Here is a 13616-nt window from a genome sequence, read left to right as displayed (position 1 = left end):
CGCAAGAGCGCGGAGCGCACAAGGGGATATAGCAACAGTTGGGTATGGGACATGGCGTAATTTTTAATCTACAGAAGGGTTTTGGGGCGCTTTCCCAACCAATCTGGGCGATTCCAAGCCCTCAATTGACCTCTGCTGCTGCAACGCCACCAGACGCTGCATAGATGAGTCGATCAAGGCGGCTATATCTATGCCTAGGGAGTTAGGCGGACAAGCCTTAAGGCGGCCGAGACCCTCACCCATCAAAATTGTGGCTCCGCGGTAGTTACCCCGTTCAAGGTGCAGTTCAGCCACGGCGATCTGCAGAATTCCTTGCAAAACCGGCCTCATAGGGCCAGCGGTCTCATGCCAAAGGGCTTCGAAGCCGTCGTGGCAGGGATACCACTCAGCGCTGTTAAAAAAGCATATGGCCTCGCCCAAGCGGGTGTCGGCCAATAATTCCTGCTCTTCGCTTAAAAACTGCTGCTCAGAATTCGGGAGCACTGATCAGCGCTTAGCGGCCTTTTTGGAAGGCAGTTTGCGAAGCCTGATCGATTGGGGTGTGACCTCAAGCATTTCATCGGGTCCGATGTACTCAAGAGCACGCTCCAGGGTCATCTGGATAGGTGCCTGCAGGGTGTCGAGCACCTCTGCACCAGCTGAGCGGATGTTGGTCACCTGCTTTGCTTTGCAAACGTTGAGCTCTAGGTCGGGTGGTCGGTTGTGTTCACCAACAATCATCCCCTTGTAGACTTTGGTACTAGGCGTAATAAAGAACTGGCCGCGATCTTCCGCGCCCTTCAGTGCATAGAAGGTGGCTGTGCCTTCTTCAAAGGCAATCAACACACCATTCCGGCGGTTTTCCATGTCTCCCTGCATCGGCCTGTAGTCGAGGAAGGAGTGGCTCATGATCCCCTCGCCCCTTGTGGCTCGAATGAATTCGCCTCGGAAGCCAATCAGGCCGCGAGCTGGCACCACAAACTCAAGCTGGGTGCGTCCGTCGTTTGTATTTTCCATGTTCTGCATCTCGGCCTTGCGGACGCCGAGCTTTTCAATGCAGCCGCCCACAGATTCCTCAGGCACATCCAAAACCAAGGTTTCGTAGGGCTCTGATGGGGTGCCATCAATGGTGCGGAAAATCACTTGGGGCTGAGATACTTGGAACTCATAACCTTCGCGTCGCATCGTTTCGATCAGGATGCCCAGGTGTAATTCACCACGGCCGCTGACCGCCCAGCGATCCGGTGAGTCGGTGTCCTCTACCCGTAGGGCGACGTTGGTGAGCAGCTCTTTCTGTAGGCGATCGCGCACCTGACGGCTGGTCACGAATTTGCCCTCCTTGCCAGCGAAGGGAGAGTCATTGATGACGAAAGTCATCTGCAGGGTGGGTTCGTCAACCCGAATCAGCGGCAGGGCCTCAGGGTGATCGGGGCAGGCAATCGTCTCACCAATATTGACCTCGTCAAAGCCGGCCACGGCCACGAGATCGCCAGCGCTGGCCTGCTCAATCTCAACCCGCTGCAGTCCCTGGAAGCCAAGCAACTTGCTGATGCGGCTGCGCTTGATGCTGCCATCGTCACGGATGAGGGCAGCAGGTTGGCCAGCCCTGATTGTGCCGTTGTGGATGCGACCAATCATGATCCGACCCAAAAAGTCGGAGTAGTCCAAAGTGGTGACTTGAAGCTGTAGCGGCTTCTCGGGATCGCCAACCGGGGGCGGAACGTGCCGCAGGATTGCATCGAAGAGCGGCTTCATATTGTCACTCTCGGTTTTCATGTCTGGCTTGGCGTAGCCGCCCATGCCACTCCCAAACAAATAGGGGAAATCGCACTGATCGTCGTCGGCACCCAGCTCAAGGAACAAGTCGAGAACCTTGTCGACAGCCACCTCGGGGTCAACTCGGGCCCGGTCAATCTTGTTTACGAAAACGATTGGACGTAGCCCTTTCTCGAGGGCCTTTTTAAGCACAAATCGGGTCTGGGGCATGGGCCCCTCGTTGGCATCAACGATCAGCAGGCAGCCATCAACCATGCCGAGAACCCGCTCTACCTCGCCGCCAAAATCTGCGTGCCCAGGGGTGTCAACGATGTTGATACGAATTCCTTCGTAATCGACAGCGGTATTTTTGGAAAGAATTGTGATCCCGCGCTCACGCTCAAGATCGTTCGAGTCCATCACACAGGTTGGAACCGCCTCTCCCTCGCGGAAGATGCCCGATTGGGTGAGCATGGCATCCACCAATGTGGTTTTGCCATGGTCAACGTGGGCAATGATCGCAATGTTGCGAATCGGCGTACCTGGGTGTGCACCGCTCATACAAATAAAACCCTACTTTTACGTTGAATGGAATCTGTTGACTTGAAGTTTATGTAGACGGAACGTTTGATGGAACGTTTACGCAGACTTTAAGCCATGATCCAACTCTATCCCACACCCCTACCGCTTTTGAGGCTGCCGCGGGTCACGCCAAGACGGCTGTCCAACTGTTCCTGCTGCCAGAGGCTGCGTCCGCTGATCTCACCACGCAGTGCCGCTGAATATTGCTGCACCCGATGCTGGCTCTCGGCCGCTGATTCCTGCAGCAACTCAATTCGGAACTGCCTCACCCCAGCACGCATCAACTGCGGCAGGGCCTCAGCAGCTGTCTGAGCTCGGCCATTAAACAAGGTGTTACGGCAGCCAAGATCAGCCCGCAGCGGGTGCTCACTGCCGCTGCGATCACGCAGAAGCACCGTGTGCTTTTCGCAAGGGCGGCCGCAGTCGGTGTGGTCGTGCCCGTCGGATAGGAAGGCGCAAAACAGGCAGTGCTCCATGTGGAACAGGGGCATGTGCTGGTGGGCCGTTACCTCAACCTGCCCGGGGGGGCAGCCCCGCACCAGGGCCAGCATTTGCTTGAGGTCAAGGTCGTAGCTGGCGGTGATTCGCTGCAGCTTCCAATGGTCCAGAAACCACGCGGCGGAAAGTGGATTGGCAACATTCAAAGAAAAATCGCCACAGCAGGGAGCAAGGGGTGTGAGCACCTCGAGCTGGTCGGCATTGCGCACCAGGTAGCCATCGGGAGCCGCCCGCACCAGGGGCTCCAGGGTCCAGCGCTCATCAGTCCGTGTGATCCGAGCCCCAGCCAGCCAGATGCCTCCAGGCCAGCAGCCACGGCCGATTGCCACGGCCTCGCGCAGTTCGGCCGGTTGATCTAGGTCAGCAACCACTGACGCAACTGGTTGATCCCGCAGGGCCTTCAATTGCTCAAGGCTGCGCACCAGCACAACCAACTGCGGCTCCGAATTCACAGCCGTGCCCGAACCAGGCCCAGATAGGGGCGAAGCATGGGCAGGGATTGAAAGAACCTGCAGTAACTCGGTGAAATCAGTTGTGTCCCCTGCCAAGGGGGCCTGCGAGCCGCCGAGGCCAGGCTCAATTGCGGCTAGCGCCTCAACTAGCTCGCGGCGCAACTTGTTGAGCTGGGCTATCGGCAGAAAAAGCGCTCCCTCGAGAGCAGGCTCAAGGCGCTCCAACTTCCAGCAGGTGCCGCCAAGGCGCCCCAGCTGGGTTTGAAGTCTGGGGGTGTCTAGCGCTTGCTCGCTGGCTGCCTGCAGGACCGAGGCGGAGAGCAGCTTTATTTGCGCAGTTACTGCTGGATCGAGCCCCTCTGCCCACTCAACCAGCAGCTCCAAGGGCTCGCCAAGCCTTCCTTGCAGGCGAAGCCGCAAGCCTCGGCTGCATTCCGGAGTTGCCTGGCCGGCCATCCGCTGCCATTGACCTTCAAGGGCGGGATCGCTGGTGAGCCAGCAGAGGCTACCCGCTGACAGCCCACGGGCTTCGATCCGTCCAGGGCCAAGCCGTACGGCTAGCCGGCCCATCGGGCGCTGCTGCACAGCCATCAGCCGGCCGCCAATTTCGGCTGGTGCCTCCAGGGGGCCATATCCTGGGGCCTCAAACACCAGGCCATCGCCTGGTTTCAGATCCGCCTGCGTCTGGATGATCCACCAGCCGTCTGAACTGAGGCGCTCGAATAACCCAATCTGCGGGCCACGCTTCTTGCTCCAGCGGCCGTGCACGAGCGCCTGGTGGTCGAGGCCCCCCAACCACCCTGTGGAAAGCCCCCGCGAGAAGCTCAACTCCAGAGATCGCTTCTGCTCAGCTGACTGGGGCGCGCTGGGTAGGCCCTCTGTTAAACGATCGAGTCCTTGCCGGTAGGCATCGGTAACTGCTGCCACGTAGGTGGCGTCCTTAAGACGCCCCTCGATCTTGAGGCTGGCGATGCCGATCTGCTCGAGCTGGGGCAAAAGCTCCCAGGCTGATAGATCCTGGGGTGAGAGCAGATATCGCTGGTCTTGAAGATCGCGTTCTTCGCCGTCAACAATCAGCTGGTAGGGCAAGCGGCACGCCTGGGCACACTCGCCCCGGTTGGCACTGCGCTGGCCCAGGGCTTCGCTGGTGAGGCACTGGCCCGAATAGGCAACGCATAGTGCGCCATGCACAAACACTTCTAGGGGCATGGCTAACTGGCGCTGCTGCAGCTGACTTTGCAAGCGGCCTAGGTCGGTGAGAGTCAGCTCCCGTGCAAGCACGACCCGGGCACAACCAAGCTCCGCGGCCATGGCAACCCCTGCGGCGCTGGTGATCGACATCTGGGTAGATCCGTGCACAGCCAGTTCGGGCGCCACCCTGCGCGCCAAGCGGGCCAGGCCAACGTCCTGAACAATTAGGGCATCGACATGGGCCGCAGCCGCAGCCCTGATCAAGCTTGCCGCCTCAACCAGCTCATCGCTGAACACGAGCACATTGACGGTGAGAAATCCCTTCACACCCCGCCGATGCAGCCAGTGCATGAGTTCTGGTAATTCCTCCTGCCCAAAATTGGCGGCCCGCATGCGGGCGTTAAATGTCTCCACACCGAAATAAACAGCGTCGGCGCCATTTGCTACCGCGGCGCGCAGGGCCTGCCAATTACCCGCAGGGGCCAGAAGTTCCGGAATAGTCATCAGCGCGCCAACCGCTGGGCGGGCTCAAACAACTGCAGGGCCTCGGCGCTGCCCTCGAATCGCCAATGCCAGGGCTCGTAACTCACCCCCTGGGAATTACCCCTGGGGAAGGAGAGGGTGAAGTGATAGCGAGCAGCATTGGCCTGCAGCCAGGCATAGGCTGCGGTTTGGTCGAAGTCTGGTGAGAGGTTGGTGGCTGGTGCCAGGCCATCGCCGAGATCGATGGCGAAGCCGGTGCTGTGCTCAGAAAACCCTGGCGGGGCGCTAACCATCGCCCTTTCTCGAGCGCTCTGGTTGCGATCCGATTTCACATCAAAAAAGATTTCTTTTTGAAGCGTATGGGATCGGAAGGCGCTCAGCACCACTAACTCGACCCCGCTACTGGCTGCATCACGCTGCATGGACAGAAGCGCTGCTGCTGCGTCGTGGTGCAGGCTTAGCCCAGGGGCAATCGCCACACGTTTGGAAGCGGCCAGCTCGCCGTAGGGAAAATGGCCCAGCAGGCGCCCATCAAGGCCTGTGCGGGCGTTTAGTCCCCTTACTGGCGGTGGGGCTAACAGGCGCTGCAGCGGCCCTGGGCGCCAAAGCACAACTAGGGCAAGGGCTATCAAAAGCGAACCTGTGCCCACGCTGACCCCTAGTAGCCAGCGGTTTGCTTTGGCTGAAGGCGTGCTGGTGCGGCGGGCGACAGGAATGTCCCCCATGGCTAGGGGTTGGCCTGGCCTGCGGGAATTGCGATGCGTCACGCGGGTTCCCTGCCTGGCACCGATCAATCTTCCTAAACACAAGCAATGAAGATCCTAGGCGGGGAGGTCGGATTGCCCACCACCCGACCGGTTATCGGTGTTAGCTTCCCAGAAGCATCCATCTTGGCGGAGCGTTTTTTTGATGTTGCGAGTCGCGGTTGTGGGTGGCGGCCCCAGTGGATCCTGTGCGGCTGAGGTGCTTGCCAAGGCCGGTATTCAAACCTGGATTTTTGAGCGCAAGCTTGACAACGCCAAGCCATGCGGCGGTGCCATTCCGCTATGTATGGTTGAGGAGTTTGACTTGCCTGAGTCGATCATCGACCGCAAGGTGCGCAACATGAAGATGATCTCCCCCTCAAATAGGGAGGTAGATATTAACTTAGAAAATGAGAATGAGTATATTGGCATGTGCCGCAGGGAGGTTATGGACGCCTTTCTCCGCAACCGAGCTGCCGAACTAGGTGCCCAGCTTGTGAACGGCTTGGTTACCAAAATTGATACGGGTGCTAAACGACAGGGCCCCTATACTCTTACTTACTCCGATTATGGTGCCGGAGAAGCAACTGGAGAAACCAAGACTCTTGAAGTTGATTTGATTGTGGGGGCTGATGGAGCCAACAGTCGAGTTGCCAAGGCTATGGATGCCGGCGACTACAACGTAGCCATTGCCTTCCAGGAGCGCATCAGGCTGCCTGCCGAGGAGATGAAGTACTACGAAAACCTGGCTGAGATGTATGTGGGTACTGATGTATCCCCTGACTTTTATGCCTGGGTGTTTCCCAAGTACGACCACGTGGCGGTTGGTACTGGAACCATGCAACAAAACCAAGGGCTGATCAAGGGACTTCAGGAAGGCATCCGCGAACGGGCCAAAAAGCGGCTGGTTAATGGCGAAGTGATCAAAGTCGAAGCTCATCCGATCCCGGAACATCCCCGTCCCCGTCGGGTGGTTGGCCGCATGGCTCTAGTTGGCGATGCTGCTGGCTATGTCACCAAGAGCTCTGGCGAGGGCATTTATTTTGCAGCCAAAAGCGGCCGCATGTGCGCAGAACAGATTGTTGAATCTAGTGCCGGTGGTGCCAAGGTTCCTACGGAGGCAGATCTCAAAAAGTATCTGAAGAAATGGGATCGCCAATACGGCGCCACCTATAAAGTGCTTGAGATTCTCCAAAATATTTTCTACCGTAACGATGCTGCTCGTGAAGCATTTGTCGAAATGTGCGACGACAAGGATGTGCAGCGACTCACCTTCGACAGTTACCTCTACAAGCGGGTGGTAATGATGAATCCGTGGCAGCAGCTGAAACTCACTTTGCTCACCTTGGGCTCGGTGCTTAGGGGCAATGCCCTTGCTCCCCAGGGCTACAAGCCTGTAGATAGCGCAGTGCGCGGCGATGCTGAAGTCAATGCCATGTTGGCTGTCAGCACCATTAAAGGTGGCATCAAGGTTGGGGTTAAATCTCGCAAAACTAACGCAATTTCTACAAATAACGCAGAGCTTGACCTGGATCGCGAACCGGCACTTGCTGCAAAGGATTGATTCCGATTAGATTATTTACTTAGGAATTTTGTTTAGTAGTTTGCAACGCTCACATTGGCTTCGGTCAATGTGAGCAATTTTTTTGCATCTGAATTCCACAGAACGTATCTAAAGCTGCTGGGGAAATCTTCTAGGCGTAATCGCGTGCAATCTTCAAGTAGCGCCGCATTGGCTTCGTGGCAAGCCCGCAGGCGGTAATTAGGAATTCTTTCGCAGAGGTGATGAATGCTGTGGAAGGAGATGTCTGCCCAAAACCAGTTGAGTATTGCTGGCATTTCCAAGTTACTACTACCTTCTAGGGCGCCGCGCTGATAGTCCCACCCTTCGTTGCCGCTGGCATAGGAATCTGCAAAATTGTGTTGGACGAAAAAGATGCAGAGAAATAATGCTGCCGACAAAGTCATTACAAATAGATAGCAGCTCCAAAACAGGCCATAGCCAAGCCAGGATCCCATCAGCCACCAACTAGTGAGCACCACTAGATTATTAGCAAAAAGATCTATGCACTCAGCCGAGGTGTACCAATGGCTGGAGCGAAAATTACGGCTCAGCTCTGGCAGCTCGGCAAGGCCAGCTATCCCATTTTGGCCTAGGTGGGCTGCCATAGATGTCAGCCATTCAGCTACACCGAGCACAAGCTCAAGCCTTGGCCGAACCAGTAGGTAGTAGCAACCACCTGGAAAAAGCATCAGAGGGTGGCGACTAAGTCCATAAAACCAGCGTTGGCTTGGTGATAGGGCCAGGTAGTCGCTAAGGGTCAGCAGCGCAGATGGGCCCCGGTAGCGATCCCAGTTTCCATTGTGTTTATGGTGAAAAGCGTGGCCACGGGACCAGGGATGTTGGGGGATTGCATTTAAGCAACCCAGGAGAAAACCAACGGGCCTGTTTAACCAGCGAGTTTTGAAAAGAGATTCGTGACCGCAATCGTGCATTAGCGCGAATGAGCGCGCCGAAAAGAGGACTAGTAGCAGCAGCACTGGCAGCAGCAGTAGTCGTAGGGCAGGCCCAGCGGCAGCGAGTGTGGGTACGGATACCCAAAGCAGGGCTGTCGGCAGGAGGGTATTGATTAGCTGCCAGCTGGCGATACGGTCATCGCCTTGGCGAAAGGCCTCGAGCTGAAAATCTCGGCGGCGGGGGGAAATCGCGGGCGTGGCCTGTGGTGAAGGTGTCAGTCCCAATTGAGCCTGTGGCGATTGGGCCTGTGGCGATGGAAGTAAACTCAATTATTACCCTCAATTTGGAGAGGCATTTTGTTCAATAACAGGCCAACACTCTACGGGAATCTCATCCCATGATGCGACTGAAGTCAGCCAATACGGCAGCTTGATTGCGCAGCACCCCCAGCAAATGGAGACGGTTTTTGCGTACCGCTCCATCTTCAGCCATCACCATCACGCTCAGCTCGCCATCAAAGAAGGCCGCCAGGGCTGGGGCGCCAGCCGAAAGACCGCTAGCCAGGTTGCGGTAGCGATCGTTGGCGCTACTGGTGGCGAAGGGCTCAAGCTTGTTGAGCACTGCCAACATGGCTGCCTCACTGCTTTTTTCGAATAGGTCAGGATCGACTACTGCCGCGGCACTGAGCACGCTGCTTGGCAGATCGGCCTGGTTTGCGAGCCGCGCAGCACGGGTAACTACCGCCTGTACCGCTGCCAACTGACCTGAGCTGCGCAGCTCCATAAGCAGGGCAACACGTTGGCGTGCATCCTCTGGATCGGAAAGCACCCGTCCTTGATCTCCAGTTTGCCCAGCCACCGCTTGTACTAAGTCGATATCCATCCCACCTTCCTCAAGCAGGCTCACCAGTCGCTGGCGCAGAAAGTCGGCGAGCTCAGTGGTTAATCCCTGCGCATCCACGGTGAAGTGGGGCAGCAGCTCAGCCCAGTGCTGACATGAGCGCTGCAACAGGGCGAGCAGATCCAGGCGCCAGCCCTTCTTCCACAAAATCTGCAGCAGGCCTTGGCCCGCACGGCGCAGGGCGTAGGGATCGGAGGAGCCGGTAGGACGTTCGCCCTTGGCGTAAATGCTTAAGAGCAACTCCAGACGCTCAGCTAAGGCGACAACAGCTCCCGCATCGGAGCTTGGTAGGGCGTCGCCCGCACCACGGGGTAAGTAGTGCTCCAGCACAGCTAGGCCTACCTGATAGGGCTCTCCCTCTGCCACCAGGTATTTTCCCCCCATTGCCCCCTGCAGCTCTGGGAATTCACCCACCATCTGGCTGACAAGGTCGTGTTTGCAGAGATGGGCCGCCCGACGGGCATGGCTGCCACAACTAGAGGAGAGCTCGAGCTGCTCAAGTAGGACGTCGGTGCACCATTCGAGCCGCTCAGTGCGATCTAGCAGGGAGCCCAAGCCCTCAGCGAAGGTGACACGCTCTAGCTGAGACCTGCGATCAATACTGGCGATATTGCGGTCAGCCCTTACAAAGAATTCAGCGTCGGCCAGACGAGCCTTCAGCACCCGCTCGTTGCCACGCGCCACGTTGGCAGCGGCTTCGGGCAGGGCGTTGCTGACGCACAAAAAGCGTGGCAGCAGGCTTGCTCGAGCATCAAGGGCCAGGGGATCAAGGTTATGGCCCTTCGCATAAAGGGGCACATAGCGTTGGTGCGAGCGCATCACGGTGCTGAGCACCTCGGCTGGTAGGCCTAGATAGTGCTCGTCGAAATGACCCTCCAGCAAGGTGGGTGATTCGACCAGGTCAATCAGTTCCTGGAAGAGCGCCTCGGGCAGATCGGCATCGGCGTTGTGGGTTGAGGCTGCAGCCTCAACAGCGCTGCGGATCAGAGCTCCACGGCGATCGCGATCAACCTCCACCCCGGCTGCGGCCAGCAGATTGGTATGGGCCTCGGCGCTAGGAATGGTGACACTGGCCTTATGCAGGCGGTGGCCCCGGCTCTCCCGGCCCGCCGTCACTACCGGATCACTGCCCATGAGGCTTACTGGCACCAGCTCGGCATCGAGCAGAGCCACAAGCCACCGAACTGGCCTGGAGAAGCGACTCTCCCCCTCCCCCCAGCGCATGAAGCGGCGTCCCTGCAGGGCCTCAATCCAGAGGGGTACCTGGGTTGCCAGCACATCGGTGGTGGACTGCCCTGGTTCGAGGCAGCTGGCAAATAAAAAGGGCCCCTTAGGCGTGTCACGAATTTCCAGGGCCTCTGGAGCGACGCCACAGCGTCTCGCAAAGCCAAGGGCTGCAGCAGTTGGCTCGCCATCCTTTAGGGCCTGGGCCTGGGGAGGGCCCTTGCGCTCCTCCTCCAGGTCTGGCTGGCGATGCGGCAGCCCAGTCACGCTGACCACCAACCGGCGGGGCGTACTTGTGCAGTAGATGCCGGCGTGACTAAGCCTCAAGGTGGCGAGATCGCGGCCCACTAACTGCTCCAGCTGGGGCAGGGCTAGCCGCGCAAAATCGGCCGGAAGTTCCTCAGTGCCGATTTCGAGCAAAAAAGTCGACACGGCGGCAGGGCAACACAGGACGACTGTATTGAACGCCGTTCGCTAGCTTCATTGATGTGCTGAGCGTTGTGCAAAGGACCTGATGCCCGAAGTCAAGCCGGCCGCCTCCAAATTTGAGCAGCTCAAGGCCAGCAGTGGCCACCTGAAAGAGCCATTGCTAACGGAGCTCGGCAACGACTCCGCCAATTTCACGGAAGGTGCTGTCCAGATCCTGAAGTTCCACGGCAGTTACCAGCAGGACAACCGCGAAAACCGACGCAAGGGCGCGGAGAAGGATTGGCAGATGATGCTCCGGCTGCGCAATCCCGGTGGCCGAGTACCTGGGACTCTCTTTCTGGCGATAGACGAGCTTGCAGACCGGCTGGGCAACGGCAGCTTGCGGGTCACCACTCGCCAGGCATTTCAAATGCATGGCGTCCGAAAGGAGAACCTCAAAGAGGTGATTGGCACGATCGTGCGCGAGCTGGGCTCGACCCTGGCTGCCTGTGGCGATATCAACCGCAATGTGATGGCCCCGGCAGCACCCTTTGAAAAGGGGTCTTACCCGGCAGCCCGCAAGCTTGCCGACGACATCGCTGATTTGCTCGCTCCCCAGGCGGCTGAGGGTTCCTACCTCGACCTCTGGGTTGATGGTGAGCTCAGCTACAGGATCAAGCCCAGTCCGGCGGTAGCCAAAATCAAGGCACTGCAGCAGGAGGGTGCTGTCTTCAGCGGTGATGCGGCCGAACCGCTCTATGGCGGCACCTACCTGCCAAGAAAATTCAAGGTTGCGGTCACCGTTCCCGGCGACAACTCGGTGGACCTGCTGACCCAGGACATCGGCTTGGTGCTGTTCTGTGACCCCCAAGGCAGCCCCCTCGGCTGCAACGTTTACGTAGGTGGTGGCATGGGCCGCACCCACAACAAGGAGGAGACCTTCGCTCGTACAGCGGACCGCCTCGGCTATGTGGCCTATGGGCACGTGCTTGAACTGCTGCAGGCGATCGTCGCCCTCCAGCGGGACCACGGCGACCGGGAGCAACGGCGTCATGCCCGGATGAAGTATTTGATCCACGACCGGGGTGTCGACTGGTTTCGTCAGGAGCTGAAGGAGCGCTATTTCGCCCACCCGATCAAGGCGATGCGGCTAGAGCCAAAAACCAAACTCGAGGATTACCTCGGCTGGCATCGCCAGAGCCGTGGCCTCTGGTTTGTGGGCCTGCCGGTGCTGTGCGGACGCCTTTCCGGTGAGTTCAAGAGTGGTTTACGTCGACTGGTCGACACCTACAAGCTGGAGGTGCGACTCACCCCCAACCAGGATCTGCTGCTCTGCAACATCGGCACCTCCCAGCGTTCCACCATCCGTGCTGCCTTGGCAGAGCTTGGTATGGGCGCACCGGAAGCACCTGCACCGCTGCAGCGGCACGCACTGGCCTGTCCGGCCCTGCCCCTATGTGGTCTCGCTGTTACGGAAGCTGAGCGCATCCTGCCAAGCGTCCTGGAGCGGCTTGAAGCCCAGCTCAAGCGCCTTGAGATTTCCCGGTCGGTGCTAGTGCGCATGACCGGCTGCCCTAATGGCTGCGCCCGCCCCTATATGGCTGAGATCGGACTGGTTGGCAGTGGTGTCGACCAATATCAGTTGTGGCTGGGGGGCACCCCCAACCTCAGCCGATTAGCGGAGCCCTACCTAGAGAAAATGCCGCTGGATGATTTAGAAACAACTCTCGAACCGCTTCTGAAGGCTTGGCAGAGTGCTGGCGGCCGCCGCAGCTTTGGTGATTTTGTGGTCAACAGTGGCCGTGACACGGTGCAGCAATGGCTAGAAGCAGCGGCTGGATGAGCTGGGCCCGCTTTGCCCTGTTCCTCCCCTTCATATTTCAGGTGGCCTTGATAAGGGCTCCCCTCTTGGCTCAGGGCCGCCAACAGTCACCACCACCTGCCTCACGCCAAACGCTCTACGACCCCGATCTGAGCACTTGCGATTCGGAGCGGATTCGAACCGCCTTTCAGCAGCAACTGCAGCCCTTTTCGGACCAGGGTGATGCCGTGCTGGCACGCCTACGCCAGATTCAGCTGGAGATGACAGCCAAAACCCTCAGCCGCTGCGTAAGCCGCCAGTTGCTGAGCCCGGAACAGGCCGCTCAGCTGAGCCGGGAACTGGCCGAATCACCTACTCGTCCATAAAAGGCCTCCCTGGCCCCGCTACGCCAGGCCCACAGCTGATCCCCCCAGCTGAAGTGCCACCACTCGTTGGGGTGCTGCTCAAATCCTGCCCCAGCCATCACCCTGGCCAGCAACTGGCGCCGCTGGTGCCAGGTAGCGGCAGGGCTGCTGGAATCAGCCAAGGCGGCAGCTTGATGAAATAAGGGTTCGGAAACCCTGCCAATTGCATCGATCTCTCCCCCCATCGCCAGGGCCTGGCCGCCAGCATCAGCAAGGGTGAGATCCACGGCGGCTCCGGTGCTGTGGGGTGGTGGGGTGGCCGGATCATCGCTGGGAGGGGCCCAGAAGCGGCCCACGGCAGCCTCTGCCCGATCTCGCTCTGGGGAGGGATGGTCGGGGTTGATGCCGATTCGGCCACACTCGGCCACTAGGGAGTGGCGCACCATGAAGCGCTGCACGGCCACGGGCCTCCAGGCATCAAAAATCGCCAAGCTCCAGCCAGGTTGCTCCTTCTGCAGCTCCTGCTGGGCTTGCAGCAGACGGGTGACCACCCCCTGCCGCAGCCGAAATGGAGATGCATCAGGCCCATAGGGCGCTCCCAGGGCCGCGTAGGGATGGGGTTCGAGCCGCAGCAAGGCCGTTGGGATTTTCTGCAGCGGCTCATCAACCTCAGTAATCGGAATGGAATTCCAGGGGCGCAAAGGAGCTGCAGTCAGGCTTTGCCATTCAAGCTGGGCAGCAAAGCCAGAGGTGACCGGCAGATCAGGGTATCCAGCT

Annotated in this window: 10 protein-coding genes; 3 read left to right on the top strand and 7 right to left on the bottom strand. The window is 58.8% G+C overall.

The window, feature by feature from the left end:
- Nucleotides 1-63: 63 nt before the first annotated feature.
- From KBZ22_RS00780 to KBZ22_RS00765, 4 genes are all read right to left on the bottom strand, one after another.
- Nucleotides 64-483: a DUF309 domain-containing protein gene (locus KBZ22_RS00780; protein ID WP_255020670.1), complete on the bottom strand. Its 420-nt coding sequence runs from the start codon at nucleotides 481-483 to the stop codon at nucleotides 64-66.
- A gap of 3 nt (nucleotides 484-486) precedes the next feature.
- Entirely contained in the window at nucleotides 487-2295 is a 1809-nt protein-coding gene (gene typA, locus KBZ22_RS00775) for a translational GTPase TypA (RefSeq protein ID WP_254941067.1), read from the bottom strand.
- A 107-nt stretch (nucleotides 2296-2402) separates the two neighbouring features.
- Nucleotides 2403-4961 carry a U32 family peptidase gene (locus tag KBZ22_RS00770; RefSeq protein ID WP_255020669.1) on the bottom strand — a complete coding sequence of 853 codons (2559 nt, stop codon included), beginning with the start codon at nucleotides 4959-4961 and terminating at the stop codon, nucleotides 2403-2405.
- Complete coding sequence (locus KBZ22_RS00765; protein ID WP_255020668.1) at nucleotides 4961-5665, bottom strand: D-alanyl-D-alanine carboxypeptidase family protein; 705 nt, start codon at nucleotides 5663-5665, stop codon at nucleotides 4961-4963. The genes KBZ22_RS00770 and KBZ22_RS00765 overlap by 1 nt, the downstream gene beginning before the upstream one ends.
- A 184-nt stretch (nucleotides 5666-5849) precedes the next feature.
- Between KBZ22_RS00765 and chlP the strand changes: the two genes are divergently transcribed.
- Nucleotides 5850-7247, top strand: a complete 1398-nt coding sequence (chlP, locus tag KBZ22_RS00760; protein ID WP_255020934.1) for a geranylgeranyl reductase — start codon at nucleotides 5850-5852, stop codon at nucleotides 7245-7247.
- Between the two features lie 32 nt (nucleotides 7248-7279).
- Here the strand turns inward: chlP and KBZ22_RS00755 are convergent, their stop codons facing one another.
- Both KBZ22_RS00755 and glyS read right to left on the bottom strand, forming a co-directional pair.
- Nucleotides 7280-8425, bottom strand: a complete 1146-nt coding sequence (locus tag KBZ22_RS00755; RefSeq protein ID WP_255020667.1) for a fatty acid desaturase — start codon at nucleotides 8423-8425, stop codon at nucleotides 7280-7282.
- A gap of 106 nt (nucleotides 8426-8531) precedes the next feature.
- Nucleotides 8532-10697, bottom strand: a complete 2166-nt coding sequence (gene glyS / locus KBZ22_RS00750) for a glycine--tRNA ligase subunit beta (RefSeq protein WP_254941071.1) — start codon at nucleotides 10695-10697, stop codon at nucleotides 8532-8534.
- Nucleotides 10698-10779: 82 nt separating this feature from the next.
- Between glyS and sir the strand changes: the two genes are divergently transcribed.
- Together sir and KBZ22_RS00740 are read left to right on the top strand one after the other, a co-directional pair.
- Nucleotides 10780-12516: a sulfite reductase, ferredoxin dependent gene (gene sir, locus KBZ22_RS00745; protein WP_255020666.1), complete on the top strand. Its 1737-nt coding sequence runs from the start codon at nucleotides 10780-10782 to the stop codon at nucleotides 12514-12516.
- Nucleotides 12513-12860, top strand: a complete 348-nt coding sequence (locus tag KBZ22_RS00740) for a hypothetical protein (RefSeq protein ID WP_255020665.1) — start codon at nucleotides 12513-12515, stop codon at nucleotides 12858-12860. Before sir ends, KBZ22_RS00740 begins: the two co-directional genes overlap by 4 nt.
- Here KBZ22_RS00740 and KBZ22_RS00735 read toward each other — a convergent pair.
- Nucleotides 12818-13540 carry a M15 family metallopeptidase gene (locus tag KBZ22_RS00735; protein WP_254941074.1) on the bottom strand — a complete coding sequence of 241 codons (723 nt, stop codon included), beginning with the start codon at nucleotides 13538-13540 and terminating at the stop codon, nucleotides 12818-12820. The two genes, KBZ22_RS00740 and KBZ22_RS00735, sit on opposite strands and share 43 nt — an antisense overlap.
- Nucleotides 13541-13616 lie beyond the last annotated feature (76 nt).

Source organism: Cyanobium sp. L1E-Cus (genome assembly GCF_024345755.1).
GTDB lineage: Bacteria > Cyanobacteriota > Cyanobacteriia > PCC-6307 > Cyanobiaceae > Cyanobium_A > Cyanobium_A usitatum.
Note: the sequence above shows the minus strand (reverse complement) of the source record. Positions and strands in the feature narration are given on the sequence as shown.